Raw genomic sequence first — 22,788 nt, 5'->3', positions numbered from 1 at the left:
TCCGCTTATCGCGTATGCTGAGCTGTGATGGGGAAGCTCCTTATGGAGCGAAGTCTTTGATTCCCCGCTGCCAAGAAAAGCTTCTAGCGAGATAAAAGGTGCCTGTACCGCAAACCGACACAGGTAGGCGAGGAGAGAATCCTAAGGTGTGCGAGAGAACTCTGGTTAAGGAACTCGGCAAAATGACCCCGTAACTTCGGGAGAAGGGGTGCTTTCTTAACGGAAAGCCGCAGTGAATAGGCCCAAGCGACTGTTTAGCAAAAACACAGCTCTCTGCGAAGCCGTAAGGCGAAGTATAGGGGGTGACACCTGCCCGGTGCTGGAAGGTTAAGGAGAGGGGTTAGCGTAAGCGAAGCTCTGAACTGAAGCCCCAGTAAACGGCGGCCGTAACTATAACGGTCCTAAGGTAGCGAAATTCCTTGTCGGGTAAGTTCCGACCCGCACGAAAGGTGTAACGATTTGGGCACTGTCTCAACCAGAGACTCGGTGAAATTATAGTACCTGTGAAGATGCAGGTTACCCGCGACAGGACGGAAAGACCCCGTGGAGCTTTACTGTAGCCTGATATTGAATTTTGGTACAGTTTGTACAGGATAGGCGGGAGCCATTGAAACCGGAGCGCTAGCTTCGGTGGAGGCGCTGGTGGGATACCGCCCTGACTGTATTGAAATTCTAACCTACGGGTCTTATCGACCCGGGAGACAGTGTCAGGTGGGCAGTTTGACTGGGGCGGTCGCCTCCTAAAGTGTAACGGAGGCGCCCAAAGGTTCCCTCAGAATGGTTGGAAATCATTCGTAGAGTGCAAAGGCATAAGGGAGCTTGACTGCGAGACCTACAAGTCGAGCAGGGACGAAAGTCGGGCTTAGTGATCCGGTGGTTCCGCATGGAAGGGCCATCGCTCAACGGATAAAAGCTACCCCGGGGATAACAGGCTTATCTCCCCCAAGAGTCCACATCGACGGGGAGGTTTGGCACCTCGATGTCGGCTCATCGCATCCTGGGGCTGTAGTCGGTCCCAAGGGTTGGGCTGTTCGCCCATTAAAGCGGTACGCGAGCTGGGTTCAGAACGTCGTGAGACAGTTCGGTCCCTATCCGTCGTGGGCGTAGGAAATTTGAGAGGAGCTGTCCTTAGTACGAGAGGACCGGGATGGACGCACCGCTGGTGTACCAGTTGTTCTGCCAAGGGCATAGCTGGGTAGCTATGTGCGGAAGGGATAAGTGCTGAAAGCATCTAAGCATGAAGCCCCCCTCAAGATGAGATTTCCCATAGCGTAAGCTAGTAAGATCCCTGAAAGATGATCAGGTTGATAGGTTCGAGGTGGAAGCATGGTGACATGTGGAGCTGACGAATACTAATAGATCGAGGACTTAACCATATAATATGTAGCAATGTTATCTAGTTTTGAGAGAATATAAAAAACTTGTTGACTTTAAAATTTAAATAAGTTAAAATGATTCTTGTCTTAAATGAATACAGTCTGGTAATGATGGCAGAGAGGTCACACCCGTTCCCATACCGAACACGGAAGTTAAGCTCTCTAGCGCCGATGGTAGTTGGGACCTTGTCCCTGTGAGAGTAGGACGTTGCCAGGCAAAATGGAGGATTAGCTCAGCTGGGAGAGCACCTGCCTTACAAGCAGGGGGTCGGCGGTTCGATCCCGTCATCCTCCACCATATATGTCGGAGGGGTAGCGAAGTGGCTAAACGCGGCGGACTGTAAATCCGCTCCTTCGGGTTCGGCAGTTCGAATCTGCCCCCCTCCACCATTCTTAATTAATGGGCTATAGCCAAGCGGTAAGGCAACGGACTTTGACTCCGTCATGCGCTGGTTCGAATCCAGCTAGCCCAGCCATTAAGAGCCATTAGCTCAGTTGGTAGAGCATCTGACTTTTAATCAGAGGGTCGAAGGTTCGAGTCCTTCATGGCTCACCATTTTAATGAAATATGCGGGTGTGGCGGAATTGGCAGACGCACTAGACTTAGGATCTAGCGCCTTTGGCGTGGGGGTTCGACTCCCTTCACCCGCACTTTTAATAAAATAACTCATACATGTCTTGCGGAAGTAGTTCAGTGGTAGAATACAACCTTGCCAAGGTTGGGGTCGCGGGTTCGAATCCCGTCTTCCGCTCCAATTTTCAATATGACATGCCGGGGTGGCGGAACAGGCAGACGCACAGGAATTAAAATCCTGCGGTGGGTGACCACCGTGCGGGTTCGACCCCCGCCCTCGGCACCATATGCGCCCGTAGCTCAATTGGATAGAGCGTTTGACTACGGATCAAGAGGTTAGGGGTTCGACTCCTCTCGGGCGCGCTTTTATTAACGGGAAGTGGCTCAGCTTGGTAGAGCACCTGGTTTGGGACCAGGGGGTCGCAGGTTCAAATCCTGTCTTCCCGATATTCCCAAAAAACATGGGGCCTTAGCTCAGCTGGGAGAGCGCCTGCCTTGCACGCAGGAGGTCAGCGGTTCGATCCCGCTAGGCTCCACTTTATTTAATATATGTCTCGGAGGTATACCCAAGTTCGGCTGAAGGGATCGGTCTTGAAAACCGACAGGCGGTGAGAATCGCGCGGGGGTTCGAATCCCTCTACCTCCTCCATTTTTTCTCTAATGGTTTAGACATATAATAATAAAATATTTATTTTTTCCTTCATGGAGGTATACCCAAGTTCGGCTGAAGGGATCGGTCTTGAAAACCGACAGGCGGCGAGAGTCGCGCGGGGGTTCGAATCCCTCTACCTCCTCCATTTTTTAAAACTTTATATTGTCGCGGGGTGGAGCAGCACGGTAGCTCGTCGGGCTCATAACCCGAAGGTCGCAGGTTCAAATCCTGTCCCCGCAACCAAATGGTCCCGTGGTGTAGTGGTTAACATGCCTGCCTGTCACGCAGGAGATCGCCGGTTCGACCCCGGTCGGGACCGCCATTTATGTTGGCTCGGTAGCTCAGTCGGTAGAGCAGAGGACTGAAAATCCTCGTGTCGGCGGTTCGATTCCGTCCCGAGCCACCATTTTTTTTATGCCGGCTTAGCTCAATTGGTAGAGCAACTGACTTGTAATCAGTAGGTTGGGGGTTCAAGTCCTCTAGCCGGCATCATTTAGGGGCATAGTTTAAAGGTAGAACTGAGGTCTCCAAAACCTCCAGTGTGGGTTCGATTCCTACTGCCCCTGTAAAGTATATGGGCCTATAGCTCAGCTGGTTAGAGCGCACGCCTGATAAGCGTGAGGTCGATGGTTCGAGTCCATTTAGGCCCACCATATATTATTCCGCAGTAGCTCAGTGGTAGAGCTATCGGCTGTTAACCGATCGGTCGTAGGTTCGAGTCCTACCTGCGGAGCCATGGCCCGTTGGTCAAGTGGTTAAGACACCGCCCTTTCACGGCGGTAACACGGGTTCGAATCCCGTACGGGTCATACAAAAAAGAGTCAGCATTATGCTGGCTCTTTTTTATTTTGTTAATCCTTTTTATTACGTTACTTTCCAGAAATAAATAAAGGAATTTTGGAAAAGCTATGGTATGTATAAAAAGGAGGAAATAAATAATGACACGAGTTAGAGACTTAATGAGTACCCATATTGTACATTGTACACCGCTAGACAATGTATATGAGGCAGCTGTTAAAATGAAGGAAGAATCAGTTGGATTAATTCCTGTTGTTGAAAATGAGCAAGTTGTTGGGCTTGTTACTGATCGTGATTTAGTCGTTCGAGGGATTGCTGAAAAACATCCTGGATCTAATAAAATTACAAATGTAATGACAACAAATATTATCTCAGTTTCTCCAAATGATTCTATTGAAAAAGCTACAGAGCTAATGGCACAGCATCAAATTAGACGATTACCAGTAGTTGATAGTGGTCAACTTATTGGCATGTTAGCACTAGGAGATTTAGCTATAAGGGAATCAGCAGATGATCAAGCTGGATTTGCCTTGAGTGAAATCTCAGAGCGTACAGAGTAAATTGAAACTTTAATTAACCGAGAGTTTAATGGTCACTCATAAAGAGCTAAATTATATATAAATTTCAGATACATTATTCTAGCATATATGGATTAAACTAATATGTTAGCGTGATGTATCTGAGACATTATATAATAAGGATACGGTTAATAATTTCGACATTTTTTTAAAATTTGTTATTCTTAATTTTTAATAAGAGAAAAGATGATATACTGATAGATATAAGTATTATGATAGATTTTGAATATAACAATATTAATTTTTAGTGGTGCGATAATAAATTAATATTTCCTACATAGATGAAAAGGGAAGGGGAATTATATGAAGGCTGTACAGGGCGATCCAAATTGGAATTTGGTTACAGATACATATATAGAACCAAATAATTTCGCTGAATTATTTTCTTTGCTTGTACCTTGTCACCCAAAAGGTGAGGGGAAAGAACGAACTATATTAGTATGGAAAGAGAAAGAATTTTATAAAGAAGAAAATTTAGCGGCATTTATCGTATATGGCATGAATAAAGCAAAGAAATTACCGCAGTTTCATAAAGATGAAATTCCAACTTTAGTGCGTATTCTTCGCTTATGCCAAGAGATTGGTTGGTATGAAGAGGCAAATGATTTTATGATAGCGCAAGGATTAGCTGAGTTTGTTCATACTTCATTGGAATATGAAACATGGGATCTTTTGACGCAATCAGTTGCTTTAAATTATTTAATTATTAAATATCGTATAGGTGAATTGACAGATAGGGATATTGAAATTTGGGATAGAGTTAAATTTAATGAGAAGTGTATAACCGATTGTAAACATTTATTATCTCATAAAGAAGTATTGGAATTTACATTCTTTTATATGTGCAAGAGAGCGAAATCATTATCAAAAGAGCAATTAAATAGTGATATGATGAGTTTAGCAATGTATTGTAATACTTTTGTATATGATTTGTATACACATGATTTATTACGGAAATATCGTAAGTGTACAGATTTCCTATCATATTATGGACCTAGTCAGGCAGTTTTAGCATGTCAAAGAGCTGTATTATCTCAAATTTCCGATCGTTTAGACCCATTAAAGACAACGCATGTAGATGATTATTTATATGTGATGAAAGAAATGATGGAGCATATGACGATAGGAGTAATGGATCGATACGGTCATTTTATTGGAAAGCTACTATCTTATGTGCCATTTTTCGAAATGATACAAGTTCCACAGCATGCATATTATTGTGAAGAATTACTGTATATTTGTAAGGGCATTGAATATAAAGAAGAAACACTACGCAATTATATATTTATACAATTACATGATTGTTTACCATCATTCTTTAGGCTATTTCTTAAAAATAAGCGTTACGCAACGATTCATGATATTCTTTTCTATTGGTGCGATGACGAACAACGAATGAGCTTAGAGAAAAAATATAATCTGAGCTTTATTTATGAAAAATATGCTTGTGGATAAACAATATTTTCGATATGAAAAATTAATATAAATTAAAAAGGATCTCCAGTTTATGTGAGATCCTTTTTTGTTAGTAAAACAAAGAGAAAGTGATTAAGACAAGAAAAAACATTCCATATAGGAGAAGTTGTTCAGTATAACTTCCTTGTATATCAAAAAAAGTATTGGCTTTCTTATACAAATTCAATATGTATTTTATTGGAGTATCTTTGAAAGATTGGTACACAGTGTCTCCTCTTTCTAAGCTTCTTGTTCTTGTTTTTGTTTTTGGTTATAAGGGACATTAATATATCTAGCTACAAATAATAAAACAGCCATAAAGAATACTGGAAATACAGTAGATAAATAAAAGCCATTACTAATTATATTTGTTATGAGAGCACTCAAAAGAAAAATAGCATTATAAATATGGGCAATTTTTTGTTTTAGTTGCACTTGAAATGATTCCATCATAATTTCTAATGCAACAAAAGCAATAATAATAGATAAAAATACAATGTTTGTATTGTAAATGATTAAACAACAGATTAAACCTAAAAAGGCTACGTATTCAATTATAAGAGGTATATTGCGTGGCATACAATTTACCTAACTAAATATGGCAGTGGATTTACTGCATTTGTTTTTTCAAAATTCCATTCTCCATTATGTAATTCAAAATGAAGATGCTGCCCGTATGAATGACCTGTGTTTCCCATATGACCTATTAATTGTCCAGTTTGTACTTGATCACCAGCTTGTACAGTGCGATCCTTCATATGAGCATAAACAGTTGTATATAATTTCCCATTGATTTGATGCGCAATGAAAACAACATTGCCATAGCTAGCTGAATAATAAGATTTCACAACTTTACCTGCAGCAGCAGCTTGGATAGAGACGTTTCCTGGAGCGGCAATATCTATACCATAATGCATTTGTTCCCAGCGTATATCAAAGGTTGAGCTAATTCTTCCTTGAGCAGGGAATTTGAAAGCAGCTGGAATTGATGAAGGTTGATCAGTTTTAGCTTGTGGTTGATTTTGTACTACATAGTGTTTTGCTACATATCCGTATCCTGTGCCAAAACGAATTTTATACCAAGTTCCTACAGTTTCTACTACTTGTACTTGTGTACCGTTTTGTAATGAACCGAGTAGAGCGCTACTTGTACTAGCGTTGCTACGTACATTTAGATTAGGTGTTGCAACAGTATATTTTGTATTATTTTGAACGGTGATTCCTTTTACTAAGGGTTGTGAACCATTAGAGATGAATGCTTTTTGTACGTAACCTGTTTGGCCATTATGCGATATTTTATACCATTCGCCTTGATCTTCTTGAACGGTAATAAACTTGCCATTTGGTAATACATCTAAAATGGAAGATTCTAAATTAGGTTCAGAGCGAACGTTTAATGCATTAGCATTAACGATGTATTGATCATTAGAATGAAGTTTGTTTTTTAGTAAAATAGCATCTTTTTGTACATAACCTACTTTATTATGAACAGATACTTTATACCACTCATTAGTTGTTTCAAGGATGTTCACTTTTGTATTAAAGCGAATTGTATCAATTGATGTGCTTTTTACGTTATCTTCTGTATGTAATGCTACTTGATCGACTTTGACATACCCAGTTTTAATATTAGATAATTGTTCAGCGTTTGCTTTTTGTACATTTGTTTCACCCATAGAAGGAAGTAAAGAAGCAATCGCTACAGTAGTTGCTGTTAAAGCAGTAGCTTTCATATTCATGGAATAGAGACCTCCTCTAGTTGTATAGTTGTAATTTTATTATAGTATAAAGATATAATATAGTGGGTGTATTCACATAAATGTAATATGAAATCAATATAAAAATAAATTTTTTGAGGATAATGATTCCTTCTTATGCAATTAATTGGGGTTTTATTTTCTAAAATAGAATGTATGTATTGTATAAATTTGATATTCTGTTAATAATTAAGAAAATTAAAAAAGTTGATGATGTCTTATTAGGGTGTTATACTGACAGTGATAATTTTATAGTTTGCTAGGAGAGCTGGTGTTGCCAGCTGAGAGTAGGCCGTAAGCCTTTGATCCTTTTTATTACCTGATCTAGATTATGCTAGCGTAGGGAAGCAATTCGGACACTAACAATGAGTCCCCGTTTCTTTGCGTATAGAAACGGGGCTTTTTTATTTGAAAATTTCATATTGAAACCACTAGGGGTGCTTGATTTGCTGAGAGAGGAATAATCCTTAACCCTTACAACACCTGATCTAGGTAATACTAGCGAAGGGAAGTGGAACATCGAATAAATGTATAACTTTATTTGCTGTAACCACTTCTTATATATAGAAGTGGTTTTTTATTTAGATACATATATTGAAAGGGGATAGAGAAATGAAATTTTGCGATAGATTATTAGAAACTGTGCAACCGGTTTGGGAGATGAGTCATAATCATCCGTTTGTAGTAGGTATGGGAGATGGCACGTTAGAAAAAGATAAATTCCAGTATTATATTATTCAAGATTATTTATATCTGCTAGATTATGCAAAGTTATATGCGATTGGTGTTGTAAAAGCAACGAATCCACAAGTAATGGGAAAGTTCGCTGAACAAATTGATGGAATATTAAATGGCGAAATGACAATCCATAAACAATATGCAAAAAGACTTGGAATTTCTATAGAGGAGATAGAGTCTGCGAAACCATCTGCTAAAAATTTAGCTTATACAAATTACATGATGTCTGTATCTCAAAATGGCACACTTGCGGAATTAATAGCAGCGCTTCTTCCATGTATGTGGAGCTATTGGGAAATTGGAAAGCGTTTAAATGATATTCCTGGAGCAAGAGATCATGAGTTTTTTGGTGAGTGGATTCAAGGATATAGTTCGGAAGAATACGGTAATCTGTGTATTTGGTTAATAGATTTATTAAATGAAATGGCAGTGGGAAAGTCTGAGACAGAACTAGAAAGATTAGAGGAGATTTTCTTATATTCCAGTCGATTTGAATATTTATTCTGGGATATGTCCTATCGTAAGGAGATGTGGGGATTTGAGGAGCAAGAACATACTACAGTTTCATAATGTTTCTTTTCATTACGATGAGAAACCAATCATCCATGAATTAAATGCTTCTATACATGAGAAAGAGTTTGTCAGTATTATCGGACCGAGTGGATGTGGGAAAAGTACTTTATTTCGCCTTATTACAGGTCTAGAAAAGGTAAGTACTGGACAGATAGAACTGACAGAAACAAAGCACCATCCTGTAGGATATATGCCGCAAAAAGATATGCTTTTGCCGTGGAGAACAATTATTGAGAATGCTGCCCTGCCGCTAGAGTGCCAAGGTGTACAGAAGAAAGAAGCACAAGTAAAGGCAAAGGAACTGTTACATAAATTTGGTTTGCAAGGGTATGAGAAAAAATATCCGAAAGATTTATCTGGTGGTATGAGACAACGTGTATCTTTTATTCGAACTTTATTAACAGGCGGGGAAATATTGCTGTTAGATGAACCATTTAGTGCGTTGGATGCTTTAACGAAGACCTCTTTGCAAGAATGGTTGTTTGAACAATGGCAAGAGTGGGAAAAAACAATTTTATTCATTACTCATGATGTTGAAGAAGCGTTATTTCTTTCAAACCGAGTTTTAGTAGTGGAACAGCAGCCGATAACGACTTTGACTGAGCGGACTGTACCGCTTGATCATAACAGAACACGAAAAGATTTATATAAACCGGAAGTATTAGCGCTGAAAGATGAGCTTCTTAGTATGTTACAAAGGCAGGTACTTGTGTGATGAACCGATTGAAAGAATTAGTTCCTGCTATTACACTTTCTAGTATTTTACTAGCTGTGTGGGAAATAGGAGCAAGAATTGTAGATGAGATGTACATTTTACCGTCACCTTCTGCGATTGTAATGAAGATATGGAAACTAAAAGACATATTATTTACAGTTCATTTACCTGCAACGTTATACGTCGTTTTAATAGGTGTTGTTATCTCTATCGTATTAGGTGTTGGGCTAGCGATGTTAATGAATGCGAGTACATGGATGGAGAGAGCATTTTATCCATTATTAGTTGCTTCACAAACGATTCCGATTACTGCGCTTGCTCCGCTATTTGTTTTATGGTTTGGATACACAATTTGGAGTAAGGTTGTTGTCACAGTTTTAATTACGTGTTTCCCAATTGCGGTCAATACGTATGATGGACTGCGTAGTACGAAAAAAGAATGGGAGGAGCTCTTAGTTACATATGGAGCAACAAAAAGAGATATTTTTCTTAAATTAAAGTTGCCGTCTGCTCTTCCTTATTTTTTCTCAGCTTTAAAAATTGCAGTTCCGCTTAGTGTTATCGGAGCAGCAATTGGAGAATGGCTCGGTGCACAAGCTGGGCTTGGATATTTCAGTAAGAGAATGATGACGCAGTTAGATGGAGCTGGCGTATTTGCACCTATTGTATTGTTATCATTATTAGCTATTTTCTTCGTCGTAATTATTTCCATATTAGAAAAGAAATTCATTAGTTGGAGGAAGTATTCATGAAATTTTTAAAGCGCATCTTTGTGTTTACATTATTAATTGCAATAATTGCAGGATGTTCGAGTAATTCAGCATCAGACAAAAGTAAAAAAGAGAAAGAAATAACAGTCATGTTAGATTGGTATCCAAATGCGGTACATAGCTTTATCTATGCAGCAATTGAAAAAGGATACTTTAAAGAAGAAGGTGTAAAGGTAAATATTAAATTCCCTTCTAATCCGACTGATCCATTAACGCTGGCAGCAGCAGGGAAGGTAACAGTTGGCTTGTATTATCAGCCAGATGTTGTTATGGCGAGAGCGAATGAGCAAATTCCAGTGAAATCAATTGGAGCTGTCGTACGTTCACCATTAAATCATGTTGTATCACTGAAATCAGCGGGCATTCAATCACCGAAAGATTTAGAAGGAAAAACAGTAGGATACTCTGGAATACCTTTAAGTGAGATGTATTTAAAAACGATGGTAAAAGAAGCTGGTGGTAATCCTGATACAGTGAAAGTAGTTGATGTTGGCTTTGATTTAGTACCAGCATTAATTACGAAGAAAGTAGATGCGGTAACAGGGGCATACATTAACCATGAAGTACCTGTTATGCGTCATGAAGGCCATGAACCAGCGTACTTTAATCCAGCTGATTACGGAGTACCAAACTATCATGAGCTTGTGTTTGTAACAGGTGATAAAACGTTGAAAAAAGATAAAGAAGCGTTGCAAGCTTTCTTACGCGGTACGAAAAAAGGCTATGATTTCATGAAGAAAAACCCAGATGAAGCATTGAATATTTTATTAAATCATCAAGAAAAAGAAAACTTCCCACTTGTGCCAGAAGTTGAAAAGGAAAGTATGAAAATTTTATTAGAGAAGATGGAAACGAAAGATGAGCCATTTTTATCAGATTCAAAAGAATCTTGGGAGAAACAAAATAAGTGGCTGAAGGACAAAGGAATGACGAAAGAAACCGTCCCAGCCGATGAACTATTCGAAAATATTTTAAAGTAGGCGAATGAATATGAAAAATGAGCTCCACGTAATCTCAAATGGCCATATGCCATTCGAAGAGTTAGTGAATGTAGCGATGCAAATTGAGAGTGAGATTGATTATTTGCATATTCGTGAGCGTGAGAAGAGTACGAAGGAATTATATGAAGGTGTGGAAAGTCTATTAATGGAGGGCTTTCCGGCTTCTAAAATTGTCATAAACGATCGAATTGATATTGCAATTTTATTAAATATTCCTCGTGTTCAACTAGGATATCGAAGTACAGATGTAAAGTCAGTGAAAGAAAAGTTTTCGTATTTGCATGTCGGTTATTCTGTGCATTCGCTAGATGAAGCAATAGTAGCTTTTAAAAATGGAGCGGATTCACTCGTTTATGGCCATGTATTTCCGACAGATTGTAAAAAAGGTGTGCCAGCGAGAGGGCTTGAAGAAATTTCAGACATTGCAAGGTGTTTATCTATACCGATTACAGCAATTGGAGGAATTACCCCACAAAACACAGTGGATGTTCTTACTAACGGTGTAAGTGGTATAGCAGTTATGTCTGGAATTGTAAGTAGTAGTAACCCGTATAGCAAAGCGAAATCTTATAAGGAATCAATAAGAAAGTGGGCGGAAAAACATGTGTGAGAAGTATGATGTAGCGATTATTGGTGGTGGTGTAATTGGCAGTTCAGTTGCACATTTTCTAGCAGAAAGAGGACATAAAGTAGCGATTGTGGAGAAGCAAAGTATTGCATCGGAAGCTTCCAAAGCAGCTGCTGGTTTACTTGGTGTTCAGGCAGAATGGGATGCGTATGATCCGCTATTTGAACTTGCTAGAGAAAGCCGAGCTATATTTCCACAACTTGCAGCAGTTTTACGTGAAAAGACGGGTATTGATATTGGATATGAAGAAAAAGGAATTTATCGTATTGCTCAAAATGAAGATGAGAAGGAAAGAATACTTCACATTATGGATTGGCAGCAGAAAACAGGTGAAGATTCTTATTTTCTAACGGGAGACCATGTGCGGGAAAAAGAGCCATATCTATCCGAATCTATTATAGGAGCAGTATATTATCCGAAAGACGGTCATGTTATTGCACCAGAGCTTACGAAAGCATTCGCACATTCTGCGGCAATTTCCGGTGCTGATATATATGAACAGACAGAAGTATTTGATATCCGTATTGAAAATAATAAAGTGACTGGAGTTATTACAAGTGAAGGTATTGTCACATGTGAGAAAGTCGTTATTGCAGGAGGTTCATGGAGCACGAAGTTACTAGGTTATTTTCACCGTGATTGGGGTACATATCCAGTTAAAGGAGAAGTGGTTGCGGTAAGAAGTAGAAAAAAACTTTTAAAAGCACCTATTTTTCAAGAAAGATTTTACATTACTCCAAAGCGCGGTGGACGTTACGTAATTGGGGCAACAATGAAGCCACATACGTTCAATAAAACTGTGCAGCCAGAAAGTATAACTTCTATATTAGAGCGTGCTTATACAATATTGCCAGCTTTAAAAGAAGCAGAATGGGAAAGCACGTGGGCAGGATTACGACCACAATCGAATCATGAAGCTCCTTATATGGGAGAGCATGAAGAAATAAAAGGTTTATATGCTTGCACGGGCCATTATCGAAACGGTATTTTATTAAGTCCTATTTCTGGTCAATATATGGCTGATTTAATAGAAGGAAAGCAAGAGAATCATTTGCTAGATTCATTGCTTTCTAGAAGCGTTTAGAAAGGGGATGGAAGTTTGAATTTAAAAATTAATGGTAACCAAATTGAAGTGCCAGCGAGTGTAAAAACAGTAGCTGAGCTACTTACACATTTAAAGTTAGATAACAGAATTGTTGTAGTAGAGCGTAATAAAGATATTTTACAAAAAGATGATCATACAGATACATCTGTTTTTGATGGAGACCAAATTGAGATTGTAACTTTCGTAGGAGGCGGTTGATTATGTTAAACATTGGACCATTTTCATTTCATTCTAGACTTTTATTAGGAACAGGTAAATTCCCTGATTTTGACGTACAGCAAAAGGCAATTGACGTTTCTGAAGCTGAAATTTTAACGTTTGCAGTACGTCGTATGGATATCTTTGATGCAAAGCAACCTAATTTATTAGAGAAACTTGATGTGAAAAAATATACGTTATTACCAAATACAGCAGGGGCAAAAAACGCTGAAGAGGCTGTTCGTATTGCAAAATTAGCAAAAGCCTCTGGGCTTTGTGACATGATAAAGGTAGAAGTTATTGGTGATGATAGAACGTTATTACCTGATCCGGTAGAAACGTTAAAGGCATCTGAAATGTTACTGGAAGAAGGATTTATCGTACTTCCGTATACATCTGATGATGTTGTATTAGCACGTAAATTACAAGAGCTTGGCGTGCATGCGATTATGCCAGGAGCATCTCCAATCGGATCAGGACTTGGTATTGTAAATCCATTAAATTTGAGCTTCATTATTGAACAAGCGACAGTACCAGTTATCGTTGATGCCGGTATTGGTAGCCCAGCTGATGCGGCATTTGCAATGGAATTAGGAGCAGATGGCGTGTTATTAAATACAGCTGTATCAGGTGCAAAAGATCCTATTAAAATGGCACAAGCAATGAAATTAAGTATTGAAGCAGGCCGTTTAGGATTTGAAGCAGGTCGTATTGCACGTAAGCGTTGTGCAACTGCAAGTAGTCCTTTAGAAGGAATGAGCGTAGTTGAATAATCGATATTCTCGCCAAGAACTATTTTCTCCAATTGGAGAAGAAGGACAGCAAAAGATAAGAGAAAAGCATGTGCTTATTATCGGTGCAGGTGCATTAGGTAGTGCAAATGCAGAGATGTTTGTAAGAGCAGGTGTTGGCAAGATAACAATTGTTGACCGTGATTATGTAGATTGGAGTAATTTACAAAGACAACAATTGTATGCAGAGAGCGACGTAAAGAATAATCTTCCAAAAGCTATAGCGGCTAAAAAACGTTTAGATGAGATTAATAGCGATGTAACAATAGAAGCTCTCGTTCAAGATGTAACAGCTGAAGAGCTAGAAGAACTTGTTATAAATGTTGATGTAATTATTGATGCGACTGATAATTTTGAAACACGCTTTATTGTAAATGATATAGCACAAAAATATTCTATTCCATGGATTTACGGTGCATGTGTAGGTAGTTACGGTCTTTCTTACACAATCCTTCCTAGTAAAACACCATGTTTATCATGTTTATTACAGTCGATTCCGCTTGGCGGGGCAACATGTGATACAGCGGGTATTATATCACCTGCTGTATCTCTTGTCGTTTCTCATCAAGTAACAGAAGCTCTTAAACTGTTAGTAGAAGATTACGAATCACTTCGAGATGGGCTTGTATCGTTTGATATGTGGAAGAATGAGTATTCATGTATGAATGTGCAAAAGCTTCGCCAGCATAATTGTCCTTCATGCGGAGAGAATGCATTATATCCGTATTTAAATAAAGAGAACACATCAAAAACAGCAGTTTTATGCGGGCGAAATACAGTTCAAATTAGACCACCTCATAAAGATGAAATAAATTTTGAACAATATAAAGAGTTGTTGGAAGGTCGTGTGAATGATTTAAATATAAATCCATATTTACTATCATTTTCTATTGAAGACAAGAGGTTAGTCGCCTTTAAAGATGGCCGTGTGCTCGTACATGGAACGAAAGATATAAGCGAAGCAAAAACGATTTATCATCGCTATTTTGGATAGAAAAGGATGAGTGGGATGAAAGTGAATAAAGCTTTAACAATTGCAGGGTCTGATAGCGGCGGCGGTGCTGGAATTCAGGCAGATTTAAAAACATTCCAAGAGCTTGGTGTATACGGAATGACGGCTATTACGGCGATTACTGCTCAAAACACGCTTGGCGTTCAAGGGGTATATCCTGTTCCGTTAGAAGGTATTACAGAACAGTTGAATTCAATTGGTACGGATTTAACACCAGATGCAGTGAAGCTAGGAATGTTATTTAGTAGTGAAATAATTCAAATTGTTGCAGAACAAATTAAAAAGTTTGGCTGGAATAATATTGTGCTAGATCCCGTTATGATTGCAAAAGGCGGTGCATCATTATTACAGCAAGAAGCAGTTCAAGCATTAAAAGAATATTTATTACCAGTAGCAACTGTTATAACACCGAATGTCCCAGAAGCAGAAGTGTTAACTGGGATGGAGATTCATAATGTTGAAGATAGTAAGGAAGCTGCAAAAGTATTGTATGAATTAGGTGCTAAATATGTGCTTATGAAGGGCGGACATGCAGAATATCAAGGGAATGAAGTAATTGATTTCCTCTTTGATGGAGAAAAATTTATTGAGTTTAGAAGCGAGCGAATTCCTTCAAAGCAAACGCATGGAAGTGGGTGTACATTTGCTTCAGCGGTTACAGCAGGACTTGCGAAAGGATACTCGATTGAAGATGCTGTTCAAGAAGCAAAACGATTTATTAGTATAGCAATTGAAGAGCCATTGAATATTGGTAGTGGCCATGGGCCGACGAATCATTTTGCATATAAAGTGAATAGAATGCGTGCATAGGTAAGTGAAAAGCCAGTTTTATAACTGGCTTTTTTTCTGTTTACTTTTTCAAAATACAGGAGTAATATATCAGCCAGAATACATTTTTTTGTAAACGCTGAGTCCAATTATATGGAGCGGAGGAACCAATTTGTGCGTAGGCACTAGGGGTGAATCTTTCAAGTTTGAAAGTAGGGCTACTCTCAAAGTCCGAATCCGACAGCTAACTTCGTAAGCGTCTTGAGAGAGGACGGTGCCATGATGGATACATCACTTCATCGATCTGATTAGTATAGGAGAATATCAATCTATGTTTGATTTCTTTTATACTAAGGAGGATGAGGTACATGGAACTAACACTTATTTGTGTTGGAGAAGAAAGTAAGGTAGATAGTTTAAGAGATCTAGTATCATTTCAACATGAGTTAATTATTTTTACAGCAAATGAAGAGATAGCGGCTGAAGTTAGGAATTGTGGGTTTGATTGGACTTATAGCTGCAGTAAGGAGCAGGACTTTACTAGTATTTGTGAGTGTATTAAGAAGGTGATTTTACTAGGGGATGAGCTTTCAATCGTTAGTTTTTTCACAGAACACATTCGCTTTTCTTTTCAAGCACCTATTACTATTGTTACAAGGAATAAACGATATCCAGCGAGGCTCTATGAAACAATTGGAGCTAAGTTTGTCGTGTTTACAAATTGTGATAATATTTCTTTTTTATTTTTTGAATAGGGCGGGGGAAGAAATGATGAAGGTACTATTACTTGGAGATATAGCAAATCGTTGGGCAGTATCGGTAGAGCGAGTTCAAGAATTGGTTCAGATCGATCCCCTTTTTCCAGGGCCGTATATTATATTACCATCAAAAGATGCTTTGTATTTAGAGGTGGATATTACCGAGTATGAGCAGCTACATGCAGAATTGACACAAGTTTATATTCGCGGGAGAAATTTACGTGCATTTTTACGAGGAGAATAAAGGTTGAATAAAAAGAGCGAATGCTGAGTGCAACAAGCTATGCACTTCATCTCATTCGCTCTTTTTATTTCATATTTAAAAGGTCATTTTTAAGAAAAGAGAAGAGAAATAAAGAAAATAGATGAAATAATAGTAATAACCTTTAATGTAAGCGTTTAAATGGATGTAAATATTATTATTTTCAGTAATTTACCCCTTTACAAGTGAAATATAGAGGAGTATATTTACTCTCATAAATCATTCATAAAATTTCCAAAAAAACCTAAAATCGCTGAGTTCCAGAAATGGAGCGGGGGAACCAATTTTGTGCATCGTCACTTGGGGTGAATCTTTCAGTTTTGAAAGTAGGGCTACTCTTTAGGCCCGAATCCGACAGCTAACCTCGTAAGCGTTTAGAGAGGAGGTTTACTTTTTGTTGTTCATTTTTTGAACACTGAGTAGAGCTCAGTGTTCTTTTTTAACATTTAAATGGTAAATTTTAACAAAAACAAAGCGAGGGATAGCTATGTTAGATGTTGTAATGGTCGGGATTTTTATTTTATTAGTTGCATCAATGGCAAGTCTTGCAAGTTGGTCAGATAAAGTTGTGAAAGAAGGAAAGCAATCATGATGATTGTCTTATCGGTTATTGTCGCAGCAATTACAGTGTATTTAGTGTATGCATTATTAAATCCAGAGAAGTTTTAATTAGGGGGAATCATTCATTATGATTTGGGTTGCAGTCATTATTACAATGCTCTTGTTTATTTTAGTAGCAAAGCCAACGGGGATTTATTTAGAAAAAGCTTTTCAAGGTAGCAAAAAGCTAGATAAAGTATTCGGGCCTTTTGAAAAAATTATTTTTAAAATTACGGGTGTAAAAGAATACAATCAAACGTGGAAACAGTACGCATTATCATTAGTTTTACTCAACGGATTTATGATTGTTATTGTATATTTCATTTTCAGATTACAAGGTGTATTGCCGCTAAATCCAGCGCATATTGAAGGAATGGAGCCTACGCTCGCTTTTAATACAGCAATTAGTTTTATGGCTGATACAAACTTACAGCATTATAGCGGTGAAAATGGCTTATCTTATTTATCACAATTAATCAGGATTACATTTTTAATGTTCGCAGCACCAGCAACAACATTAGCGCTCGTTATGGCATTTATAAGAGGGCTCGCTGGAAAAGAACTCGGTAACTTTTTCGTTGATTTTACGAGAGCGTTAACGAGAGTATTTCTTCCTATCGCTTTTATTACGGCGTTAATCTTTGTCGCTCTTGGTGTACCGCAAACGTTAGATGGGGCTGTTACAGCACATACGATTGAAGGTGCAAAGCAAAGTATATTACGCGGACCAGTTGCATCATTCGTGTCCATTAAGGAACTTGGAAATAACGGTGGTGGATTTTTCGGAGCAAACTCTACGCATCCTTTTGAAAATCCAGGGCAAATGAGTAATATTTTGCAAATGATGCTTATGATGTTATTACCAACTGCACTTCCGTTTACGTACGGACGAATGGTAGGAAATAAAAAGCAAGGTCGTATCCTTTTCGTATCACTATTCATGATGTTTTTACTAGGATTTATCACAATTACGACATCTGAATTACATGGAAATCCAGTATTAAATGAAATGGGTATCCAGCATGTACAAGGAAGTGCAGAAGGAAAAGAAGTGAGGTTCGGAACAGTATTTTCTTCCCTTTATGCGACAGTAACGACTGCTGCGGAAACAGGTGCTGTTAATACGATGCATGATACGTTAACACCAATTGGTGGTTTAGTACCACTCGTAAATATGATGTTAAATACAGTATATGGCGGCGTTGGAGCAGGCTTTGTGAACATTATTATGTATGCAATTATCGCGGTGTTTATATCTGGGTTAATGGTTGGACGGACACCAGAGTTTTTAGGTAAAAAGATTGAAGGTAAGGAAATGAAATTAATCGCGGTCACGATTTTATTTCATCCATTGCTCATTTTAGGCTTTTCGGCATTAGCTCTTTCAACAAATTTAGGGACGGATGCTATTTCTCATTCCGGTTTCCACGGTTTAACGCAAGTTGTATATGAGTATACATCGTCAGCTGCGAATAACGGATCTGGATTTGAAGGATTAGGAGATAATACACCGTTTTGGAATATTACGACTGGTTTAGTTATGTTTTTAGGACGTTACTTCAGTTTAATTACGATGCTAGCTGTGGCAGCTTCGTTGAAAGAAAAAACGGTAGTGCCAGAAACAGTCGGAACGTTCCGTACAGATAATAGTTTATTTGGTGGCATCTTCATCGGAACAATTGTAATTGTTGGTGCATTAACATTCTTCCCGATGTTAGTACTCGGACCAATTGCAGAATTTCTTACATTGAAGTAATGGAGGGTAAATGATGAGACCGGTAGTAGTAAAAGAAAAACAATTAAATGAGTCACAAATACATGCTGTAGAAGATGAAGTTAGACAAGCGAAAACGATGGATCGTGATATCGTAACACATGCGATGAAGCAATCCATTGCGAAATTGAATCCGAAAGTCATGATAAAGAATCCGATTATGTTCGTTGTGGAAATTGGATTTATCATTACGTTCATTTTATCTTTTCTTCCAAGTAGTTCTAGTAGTATACCAGGTTGGTTTAATATAACAGTTTCTCTCATTCTATTATTTACAGTTTTATTTGCGAATTTTGCAGAAGCATTAGCAGAAGGTCGTGGTAAAGCGCAAGCCGATTCTTTAAAGCAGTCGAAGAAAGATGTGTTTGCAAATGTTGTAAAAGAAAATGGAGACATTGTCCAAGTTTCAGCAACTGATCTTACAAAAGGTGACGTTGTTATCGTAAAACAAGGAGAAATGATTCCGAATGATGGCGAAGTAATCAAAGGATTAGCATCTGTAGATGAATCTGCAATTACAGGGGAATCAGCTCCTGTTATAAAAGAAGCAGGCGGTGATTTTTGTTCCGTAACAGGTGGAACGATGGTCGTAAGTGATGAAATTACAATTGTCATTACGAGTAATCCTGGTGAATCATTTATAGACAAAATGATTTCTTTAGTAGAAGGAGCTGCTCGTCAAAAAACGCCGAATGAGATTGCTTTAAATACAGTATTAACGAGCTTAACTCTTATTTTCTTGATCGTCGTTGTGACGTTGCCGATTTTTACAAATTATTTAGGGTTTCAAATTGATACTGCTGTGCTAGTTGCATTATTAGTTTGTTTAATTCCAACGACAATTGGTGGTTTGCTATCAGCGATTGGTATTGCTGGGATGGACCGGGTGACAAAATTTAACGTGTTAGCGATGTCAGGGAAAGCAGTAGAAGCTGCGGGCGATATTAATACAATTATTTTAGATAAAACAGGTACGATTACTTTTGGGAACCGAATGGCTCATACATTATTACCTGTAGGAAATGAAACGATTGAGCAAGTTGGAAAGTGGGCCGCTATTAGTTCTGTTTTAGATGAAACACCAGAAGGTCGATCTGTTATCGAGTATGTGCAGGGAAAATCTATATCATACAATAGAGAACTTGCAGAACAAGGTGAGTTTGTTCCGTTTAAAGCAGAAACGAGAATGAGTGGTGTTGATTTACAAGACGGAACGAAAGTGAGAAAAGGTGCTGTAGGTGCCGTTATTGAATGGGTTGAGTCACAAGGCGGAATAATTCCGAAAGATGTAAATCAAAAAGCAGGCTTAATTTCAAAAGAGGGTGGAACACCACTTGTAGTTGCAGTAGATAATCGTATTTATGGTTTAATTTATTTAAAGGATACAGTAAAACCGGGTATGCGTGAGCGTTTTGAACAGTTACGCCAAATGGGGATTAAAACGGTTATGTGTACAGGTGATAATCCGTTAACGGCAGCAACGATTGCAAAAGAAGCTGGAGTAGATGAATTCGTTGCCGAGTGTAAACCGGAAGATAAAATTGCTGTTATTAAAGCAGAGCAAGATAAAGGGAAACTTGTAGCAATGACAGGTGATGGTACAAATGATGCTCCAGCATTAGCACAGGCGGACGTTGGATTAGCGATGAACAGTGGTACGACAGCAGCGAAAGAAGCGGCGAACATGATTGATCTAGACTCGAATCCAACGAAAATTATTGAGGTTGTAGGAATCGGTAAGCAATTGTTAATGACGCGAGGTGCTTTAACGACGTTTAGTATTGCGAATGATATAGCGAAATATTTTGCAATCATTCCAGCAATGTTTACACTTGCGATTCCGCAAATGGAGGCATTGAACATTATGAAATTAACATCACCACTGTCAGCGATTTTATCAGCATTAATATTTAACGCTGTTATTATTCCATTACTCATTCCGTTAGCGATGAAAGGTATTGCATATAAACCGATGAGTTCTAATGCATTGCTTAGCCGAAACTTACTTATTTATGGGCTTGGCGGAGTTATCGTTCCGTTCATTGGAATTAAGGTAATTGATATGATTGTCGGCTTGTTTATATAAGGAAGAGGGGAAAAAGATGGAGAAGAAACAAAGTATACTATCACCAATTATCCGTATTACTTTTACATTTCTAGTGTTGTGTGGACTTGTATACCCACTTATTGTTACTGGTATTGCACAAGCAGTGATGAAGGATAATGCGGATGGAAGTCTAATATATAATGATAAAAATGAAGTGATTGGTTCTAAATTAATTGGTCAAAACTTCACGGATCCACGTTATTTTCAAGGGCGTGTTTCTAGTATTGAATATAAGGCTGAAGCATCTGGTTCAAATAACTATGCACCATCTAATCCAGATTTAGCAAAGCGAGTAGAGAAAAGTATTGCGGACTGGAAGGAAAAAAATCCAGCTGTTCCAGTTACAGAAGTACCGATAGATTTAGTGACAAATTCAGGTTCAGGGCTTGATCCTGATATTAGTCCAAAGGCGGCCTCGGTGCAGGTGGATCGCATCTCGAAATTAACGAATATTCCGAAAGAAAAACTTAATCAATTGATTAAGGATCAAACGGAAGGCGCTGCACTCGGCTTGTTTGGAGAAGATCGTGTGAACGTCTTAAAATTAAATTTAGAGTTACAGAAATTAATAAAATAGCAACAGTGCTACCTCAATCTAAAGGATTGAGGTAGCGTTGTTTCGAATGAAAGGTAGTGTTTATTTTGTATGCAGATGATTATGAACCGAAGTTTCAAAGGCGAACGCCAGAGGAATATTTAGAATATATTCGTCAGCAAAATCGCGGAAAGTTAAAGCTATATGTAGGAGCAGCTCCAGGCGTAGGAAAAAGTTATAAAATGCTCTTTGATGCAAGGGAAATGAAAAAAGATGGAATTGATATTGTAATTGGTTTAATTGAAACGCATGGAAGAAAAGAGACGGAAGAAGCAATTGCTAATTTAGAAAAAGTTCCTTTGAAAGAAATACAGTATAAAGGAAAGGTATTTTATGAGCTTGATGTGGAAGGAATAAAAAAACGCGCGCCGCAAGTAGTCGTAGTGGATGAACTTGCGCATAGTAATGTTCCTGGTTCTAAACATAAGAAACGTTATATGGATGTGCAGGAATTGTTAGAGGCTGGTATATCGGTATTATCAGCTTTTAATATTCAACATTTAGAAAGTGTTCATGATATTGTAGCTCAAATTACGAATGTAAAAGTAAGAGAACGAATTCCAGATTTTATTTTACAAAAAGCAAATGAAATTCAGCTCGTTGATGCAACGCCTGAGGTATTAAGGAAGAGACTAATAGACGGAAAGATATATAAAGAAGAAAAAATTCAGCAAAGCTTACAAAACTTCTTTACACTTAATAATTTAGGAGCACTTAGGGAATTATCACTTCGAGAAGTTGCCGATGATATGGACGAGAAAATTAGCCAAACAGTAATAGAACCAATTGGCGTAAAAGAAAAAATTCTCGTTTGTGTACAATACAGTTCAACAGCGGAGAAATTAATAAGACGGGGATGGCGCATGGCTGATCGGTTAAATGCTGAATTGTACGTATTAAACGTTGAGAGGGAAAATATAGATTCTATTTCAGCTGGAAAAAAGCAGACGATTGAAGAGTGGAAATCGTTAACCAATCAATTTGATGCGAGTTTTGTATTAGAAGAGGCGAAAGGGAGAAAACCAGCGGATGTTATTATTGAAGTCGCAAGAAGATTACAAGTGACGCAAATTTTACTTGGACAATCTGCAAGAACAAGGTGGGAAGAAATACGAAAAGGCTCTATTGTAAATGAAATTATGAGACAAACAAAGTATATTGATATTCATATTGTTGCGGATCAAAGAGGGTAAAATAGAGCCG

General features: G+C 38.3%; 22 protein-coding genes, 20 tRNA genes, 2 rRNA genes and 4 riboswitches (1 of these 48 only partly in view). Of the genes, 42 read left to right on the top strand and 2 right to left on the bottom strand.

Annotated elements, in window-relative coordinates; all coding sequences use genetic code 11:
• The 24 genes from QCI79_RS09385 to QCI79_RS09270 form a co-directional block, all read left to right on the top strand.
• Nucleotides 1-1,376, top strand: a 23S ribosomal RNA gene (locus tag QCI79_RS09385) (it extends 1,546 nt beyond the left edge of the window).
• Between the two features lie 101 nt (nt 1,377-1,477).
• A 5S ribosomal RNA gene (gene rrf / locus QCI79_RS09380) occupies nt 1,478-1,593 on the top strand.
• 5 nt (nt 1,594-1,598) lie between these two features.
• A tRNA-Val gene (locus QCI79_RS09375) sits at nt 1,599-1,674 on the top strand.
• 8 nt (nt 1,675-1,682) lie between these two features.
• A tRNA-Tyr gene (locus QCI79_RS09370) sits at nt 1,683-1,766 on the top strand.
• 11 nt (nt 1,767-1,777) lie between these two features.
• Nucleotides 1,778-1,852: transfer RNA gene (locus QCI79_RS09365), tRNA-Gln, on the top strand.
• A 4-nt stretch (nt 1,853-1,856) separates the two neighbouring features.
• Nucleotides 1,857-1,932: transfer RNA gene (locus QCI79_RS09360), tRNA-Lys, on the top strand.
• Between the two features lie 14 nt (nt 1,933-1,946).
• Nucleotides 1,947-2,027 (top strand) — tRNA-Leu (locus QCI79_RS09355).
• A gap of 29 nt (nt 2,028-2,056) precedes the next feature.
• A tRNA-Gly gene (locus QCI79_RS09350) sits at nt 2,057-2,131 on the top strand.
• Between the two features lie 16 nt (nt 2,132-2,147).
• Nucleotides 2,148-2,236 (top strand) — tRNA-Leu (locus QCI79_RS09345).
• A 3-nt stretch (nt 2,237-2,239) separates the two neighbouring features.
• Nucleotides 2,240-2,313: transfer RNA gene (locus QCI79_RS09340), tRNA-Arg, on the top strand.
• 10 nt (nt 2,314-2,323) lie between these two features.
• Nucleotides 2,324-2,397: transfer RNA gene (locus QCI79_RS09335), tRNA-Pro, on the top strand.
• A gap of 16 nt (nt 2,398-2,413) precedes the next feature.
• Nucleotides 2,414-2,486 (top strand) — tRNA-Ala (locus QCI79_RS09330).
• 20 nt (nt 2,487-2,506) lie between these two features.
• Nucleotides 2,507-2,599: transfer RNA gene (locus QCI79_RS09325), tRNA-Ser, on the top strand.
• Between the two features lie 55 nt (nt 2,600-2,654).
• A tRNA-Ser gene (locus tag QCI79_RS09320) sits at nt 2,655-2,747 on the top strand.
• 21 nt (nt 2,748-2,768) lie between these two features.
• A tRNA-Met gene (locus QCI79_RS09315) sits at nt 2,769-2,845 on the top strand.
• A 3-nt stretch (nt 2,846-2,848) separates the two neighbouring features.
• Nucleotides 2,849-2,924, top strand: a tRNA-Asp gene (locus QCI79_RS09310).
• 8 nt (nt 2,925-2,932) lie between these two features.
• A tRNA-Phe gene (locus QCI79_RS09305) sits at nt 2,933-3,008 on the top strand.
• 10 nt (nt 3,009-3,018) lie between these two features.
• Nucleotides 3,019-3,091 (top strand) — tRNA-Thr (locus QCI79_RS09300).
• A gap of 6 nt (nt 3,092-3,097) precedes the next feature.
• A tRNA-Trp gene (locus QCI79_RS09295) sits at nt 3,098-3,168 on the top strand.
• Between the two features lie 10 nt (nt 3,169-3,178).
• Nucleotides 3,179-3,255 (top strand) — tRNA-Ile (locus QCI79_RS09290).
• Nucleotides 3,256-3,263: 8 nt separating this feature from the next.
• Nucleotides 3,264-3,338, top strand: a tRNA-Asn gene (locus QCI79_RS09285).
• A gap of 1 nt (nt 3,339) precedes the next feature.
• Nucleotides 3,340-3,411: transfer RNA gene (locus QCI79_RS09280), tRNA-Glu, on the top strand.
• A gap of 129 nt (nt 3,412-3,540) precedes the next feature.
• Nucleotides 3,541-3,960: a CBS domain-containing protein gene (locus tag QCI79_RS09275; RefSeq protein ID WP_000199011.1), complete on the top strand. Its 420-nt coding sequence runs from the start codon at nt 3,541-3,543 to the stop codon at nt 3,958-3,960.
• Between the two features lie 321 nt (nt 3,961-4,281).
• Nucleotides 4,282-5,433 carry a DUF3965 domain-containing protein gene (locus QCI79_RS09270; RefSeq protein ID WP_000648912.1) on the top strand — a complete coding sequence of 384 codons (1,152 nt, stop codon included), beginning with the start codon at nt 4,282-4,284 and terminating at the stop codon, nt 5,431-5,433.
• 240 nt (nt 5,434-5,673) lie between these two features.
• Here the strand turns inward: QCI79_RS09270 and QCI79_RS09265 are convergent, their stop codons facing one another.
• Together QCI79_RS09265 and QCI79_RS09260 are read right to left on the bottom strand one after the other, a co-directional pair.
• On the bottom strand, nt 5,674-6,012 hold the full coding sequence (locus QCI79_RS09265; protein WP_001137824.1) for a hypothetical protein: 339 nt from the start codon (nt 6,010-6,012) through the stop codon (nt 5,674-5,676).
• A 5-nt stretch (nt 6,013-6,017) separates the two neighbouring features.
• Nucleotides 6,018-7,172: an SH3 domain-containing protein gene (locus tag QCI79_RS09260; protein ID WP_001056031.1), complete on the bottom strand. Its 1,155-nt coding sequence runs from the start codon at nt 7,170-7,172 to the stop codon at nt 6,018-6,020.
• A gap of 269 nt (nt 7,173-7,441) precedes the next feature.
• A riboswitch (TPP riboswitch) is annotated at nt 7,442-7,553 on the top strand.
• Nucleotides 7,554-7,613: 60 nt separating this feature from the next.
• A riboswitch (TPP riboswitch) is annotated at nt 7,614-7,717 on the top strand.
• An 85-nt stretch (nt 7,718-7,802) separates the two neighbouring features.
• Here QCI79_RS09260 and tenA point away from each other — a divergent pair.
• The 18 genes from tenA (at nt 7,803) to kdpDN (ending at nt 22,778) form a co-directional block, all read left to right on the top strand.
• The gene (gene tenA / locus QCI79_RS09255; RefSeq protein ID WP_000666828.1) at nt 7,803-8,498 is read left to right on the top strand and encodes a thiaminase II; all 696 of its coding nucleotides are present in this window, start codon (nt 7,803-7,805) and stop codon (nt 8,496-8,498) included.
• Nucleotides 8,467-9,216 (top strand): ABC transporter ATP-binding protein, encoded by a 750-nt coding sequence (locus QCI79_RS09250; RefSeq protein ID WP_001256793.1) that lies wholly within the window; start codon nt 8,467-8,469, stop codon nt 9,214-9,216. Before tenA ends, QCI79_RS09250 begins: the two co-directional genes overlap by 32 nt.
• Nucleotides 9,216-9,968, top strand: a complete 753-nt coding sequence (locus QCI79_RS09245; RefSeq protein WP_001080854.1) for an ABC transporter permease — start codon at nt 9,216-9,218, stop codon at nt 9,966-9,968. The genes QCI79_RS09250 and QCI79_RS09245 overlap by 1 nt, the downstream gene beginning before the upstream one ends.
• Nucleotides 9,965-10,966 carry an ABC transporter substrate-binding protein gene (locus QCI79_RS09240; protein ID WP_021727561.1) on the top strand — a complete coding sequence of 334 codons (1,002 nt, stop codon included), beginning with the start codon at nt 9,965-9,967 and terminating at the stop codon, nt 10,964-10,966. Before QCI79_RS09245 ends, QCI79_RS09240 begins: the two co-directional genes overlap by 4 nt.
• A 10-nt stretch (nt 10,967-10,976) precedes the next feature.
• Nucleotides 10,977-11,597 carry a thiazole tautomerase TenI gene (gene tenI / locus QCI79_RS09235; RefSeq protein ID WP_000787171.1) on the top strand — a complete coding sequence of 207 codons (621 nt, stop codon included), beginning with the start codon at nt 10,977-10,979 and terminating at the stop codon, nt 11,595-11,597.
• Nucleotides 11,590-12,699: a glycine oxidase ThiO gene (gene thiO, locus QCI79_RS09230; RefSeq protein WP_000333308.1), complete on the top strand. Its 1,110-nt coding sequence runs from the start codon at nt 11,590-11,592 to the stop codon at nt 12,697-12,699. Before tenI ends, thiO begins: the two co-directional genes overlap by 8 nt.
• A gap of 15 nt (nt 12,700-12,714) precedes the next feature.
• Complete coding sequence (gene thiS / locus QCI79_RS09225) at nt 12,715-12,918, top strand: sulfur carrier protein ThiS (RefSeq protein WP_021727560.1); 204 nt, start codon at nt 12,715-12,717, stop codon at nt 12,916-12,918.
• A 2-nt stretch (nt 12,919-12,920) separates the two neighbouring features.
• Complete coding sequence (gene thiG, locus QCI79_RS09220) at nt 12,921-13,691, top strand: thiazole synthase (protein ID WP_000931981.1); 771 nt, start codon at nt 12,921-12,923, stop codon at nt 13,689-13,691.
• Nucleotides 13,684-14,703 (top strand): thiazole biosynthesis adenylyltransferase ThiF, encoded by a 1,020-nt coding sequence (gene thiF / locus QCI79_RS09215; RefSeq protein WP_001065413.1) that lies wholly within the window; start codon nt 13,684-13,686, stop codon nt 14,701-14,703. Before thiG ends, thiF begins: the two co-directional genes overlap by 8 nt.
• Before the next feature lie 15 nt (nt 14,704-14,718).
• On the top strand, nt 14,719-15,531 hold the full coding sequence (gene thiD / locus QCI79_RS09210; protein WP_000867381.1) for a bifunctional hydroxymethylpyrimidine kinase/phosphomethylpyrimidine kinase: 813 nt from the start codon (nt 14,719-14,721) through the stop codon (nt 15,529-15,531).
• Between the two features lie 85 nt (nt 15,532-15,616).
• Nucleotides 15,617-15,764: riboswitch (cyclic di-AMP (ydaO/yuaA leader) on the top strand.
• A gap of 93 nt (nt 15,765-15,857) precedes the next feature.
• Entirely contained in the window at nt 15,858-16,244 is a 387-nt protein-coding gene (locus QCI79_RS09205) for a hypothetical protein (RefSeq protein WP_000424069.1), read from the top strand.
• 13 nt (nt 16,245-16,257) lie between these two features.
• A complete protein-coding gene (locus QCI79_RS09200) occupies nt 16,258-16,491 on the top strand; it encodes a hypothetical protein (RefSeq protein WP_001985933.1) in 234 nt (77 codons plus the stop codon).
• Nucleotides 16,492-16,750: 259 nt separating this feature from the next.
• A riboswitch (cyclic di-AMP (ydaO/yuaA leader) is annotated at nt 16,751-16,896 on the top strand.
• Between the two features lie 100 nt (nt 16,897-16,996).
• Nucleotides 16,997-17,101: a SipW-dependent-type signal peptide-containing protein gene (locus QCI79_RS09195; RefSeq protein ID WP_000887894.1), complete on the top strand. Its 105-nt coding sequence runs from the start codon at nt 16,997-16,999 to the stop codon at nt 17,099-17,101.
• Nucleotides 17,098-17,178, top strand: coding sequence for a K(+)-transporting ATPase subunit F (gene kdpF, locus QCI79_RS09190; RefSeq protein WP_000973728.1), 81 nt, complete (start codon nt 17,098-17,100; stop codon nt 17,176-17,178). Before QCI79_RS09195 ends, kdpF begins: the two co-directional genes overlap by 4 nt.
• Nucleotides 17,179-17,197: 19 nt before the next feature.
• Entirely contained in the window at nt 17,198-18,865 is a 1,668-nt protein-coding gene (gene kdpA / locus QCI79_RS09185) for a potassium-transporting ATPase subunit KdpA (protein WP_021727559.1), read from the top strand.
• 13 nt (nt 18,866-18,878) lie between these two features.
• A complete protein-coding gene (kdpB, locus tag QCI79_RS09180) occupies nt 18,879-20,969 on the top strand; it encodes a potassium-transporting ATPase subunit KdpB (protein ID WP_001247993.1) in 2,091 nt (696 codons plus the stop codon).
• Nucleotides 20,970-20,985: 16 nt separating this feature from the next.
• Nucleotides 20,986-21,567, top strand: coding sequence for a K(+)-transporting ATPase subunit C (kdpC, locus tag QCI79_RS09175; protein ID WP_000412595.1), 582 nt, complete (start codon nt 20,986-20,988; stop codon nt 21,565-21,567).
• Nucleotides 21,568-21,623: 56 nt separating this feature from the next.
• The gene (kdpDN, locus tag QCI79_RS09170; protein WP_003283246.1) at nt 21,624-22,778 is read left to right on the top strand and encodes a KdpD-like non-kinase potassium sensor; all 1,155 of its coding nucleotides are present in this window, start codon (nt 21,624-21,626) and stop codon (nt 22,776-22,778) included.
• The last annotated feature ends 10 nt before the right edge of the window (nt 22,779-22,788 follow it).

Origin of the sequence: Bacillus cereus group sp. MG1 (genome assembly GCF_040460035.1) — a bacterium.
GTDB lineage: Bacteria > Bacillota > Bacilli > Bacillales > Bacillaceae_G > Bacillus_A > Bacillus_A cereus.
Note: the sequence above shows the minus strand (reverse complement) of the source record. Positions and strands in the feature narration are given on the sequence as shown.

What these genes read in the sequence shown, in the direction of transcription:
- tenI (WP_000787171.1), top strand. Translation starts at nt 10,977, where the DNA reads ATGAAAAATGAGCTCCACGTAATCTCAAATGGCCATATGCCATTCGAA.
- QCI79_RS09260 (WP_001056031.1), bottom strand. Translation starts at nt 7,172, where the DNA reads ATGAATATGAAAGCTACTGCTTTAACAGCAACTACTGTAGCGATTGCT.
- thiG (WP_000931981.1), top strand. Translation starts at nt 12,921, where the DNA reads ATGTTAAACATTGGACCATTTTCATTTCATTCTAGACTTTTATTAGGA.
- thiD (WP_000867381.1), top strand. Translation starts at nt 14,719, where the DNA reads ATGAAAGTGAATAAAGCTTTAACAATTGCAGGGTCTGATAGCGGCGGC.
- QCI79_RS09240 (WP_021727561.1), top strand. Translation starts at nt 9,965, where the DNA reads ATGAAATTTTTAAAGCGCATCTTTGTGTTTACATTATTAATTGCAATA.
- kdpB (WP_001247993.1), top strand. Translation starts at nt 18,879, where the DNA reads ATGAGACCGGTAGTAGTAAAAGAAAAACAATTAAATGAGTCACAAATA.
- tenA (WP_000666828.1), top strand. Translation starts at nt 7,803, where the DNA reads ATGAAATTTTGCGATAGATTATTAGAAACTGTGCAACCGGTTTGGGAG.
- QCI79_RS09205 (WP_000424069.1), top strand. Translation starts at nt 15,858, where the DNA reads ATGGAACTAACACTTATTTGTGTTGGAGAAGAAAGTAAGGTAGATAGT.
- kdpA (WP_021727559.1), top strand. Translation starts at nt 17,198, where the DNA reads ATGATTTGGGTTGCAGTCATTATTACAATGCTCTTGTTTATTTTAGTA.
- QCI79_RS09270 (WP_000648912.1), top strand. Translation starts at nt 4,282, where the DNA reads ATGAAGGCTGTACAGGGCGATCCAAATTGGAATTTGGTTACAGATACA.
- kdpF (WP_000973728.1), top strand. Translation starts at nt 17,098, where the DNA reads ATGATGATTGTCTTATCGGTTATTGTCGCAGCAATTACAGTGTATTTA.
- QCI79_RS09275 (WP_000199011.1), top strand. Translation starts at nt 3,541, where the DNA reads ATGACACGAGTTAGAGACTTAATGAGTACCCATATTGTACATTGTACA.
- QCI79_RS09200 (WP_001985933.1), top strand. Translation starts at nt 16,258, where the DNA reads ATGATGAAGGTACTATTACTTGGAGATATAGCAAATCGTTGGGCAGTA.
- thiO (WP_000333308.1), top strand. Translation starts at nt 11,590, where the DNA reads ATGTGTGAGAAGTATGATGTAGCGATTATTGGTGGTGGTGTAATTGGC.
- QCI79_RS09245 (WP_001080854.1), top strand. Translation starts at nt 9,216, where the DNA reads ATGAACCGATTGAAAGAATTAGTTCCTGCTATTACACTTTCTAGTATT.
- kdpC (WP_000412595.1), top strand. Translation starts at nt 20,986, where the DNA reads ATGGAGAAGAAACAAAGTATACTATCACCAATTATCCGTATTACTTTT.
- QCI79_RS09195 (WP_000887894.1), top strand. Translation starts at nt 16,997, where the DNA reads ATGTTAGATGTTGTAATGGTCGGGATTTTTATTTTATTAGTTGCATCA.
- QCI79_RS09265 (WP_001137824.1), bottom strand. Translation starts at nt 6,012, where the DNA reads ATGCCACGCAATATACCTCTTATAATTGAATACGTAGCCTTTTTAGGT.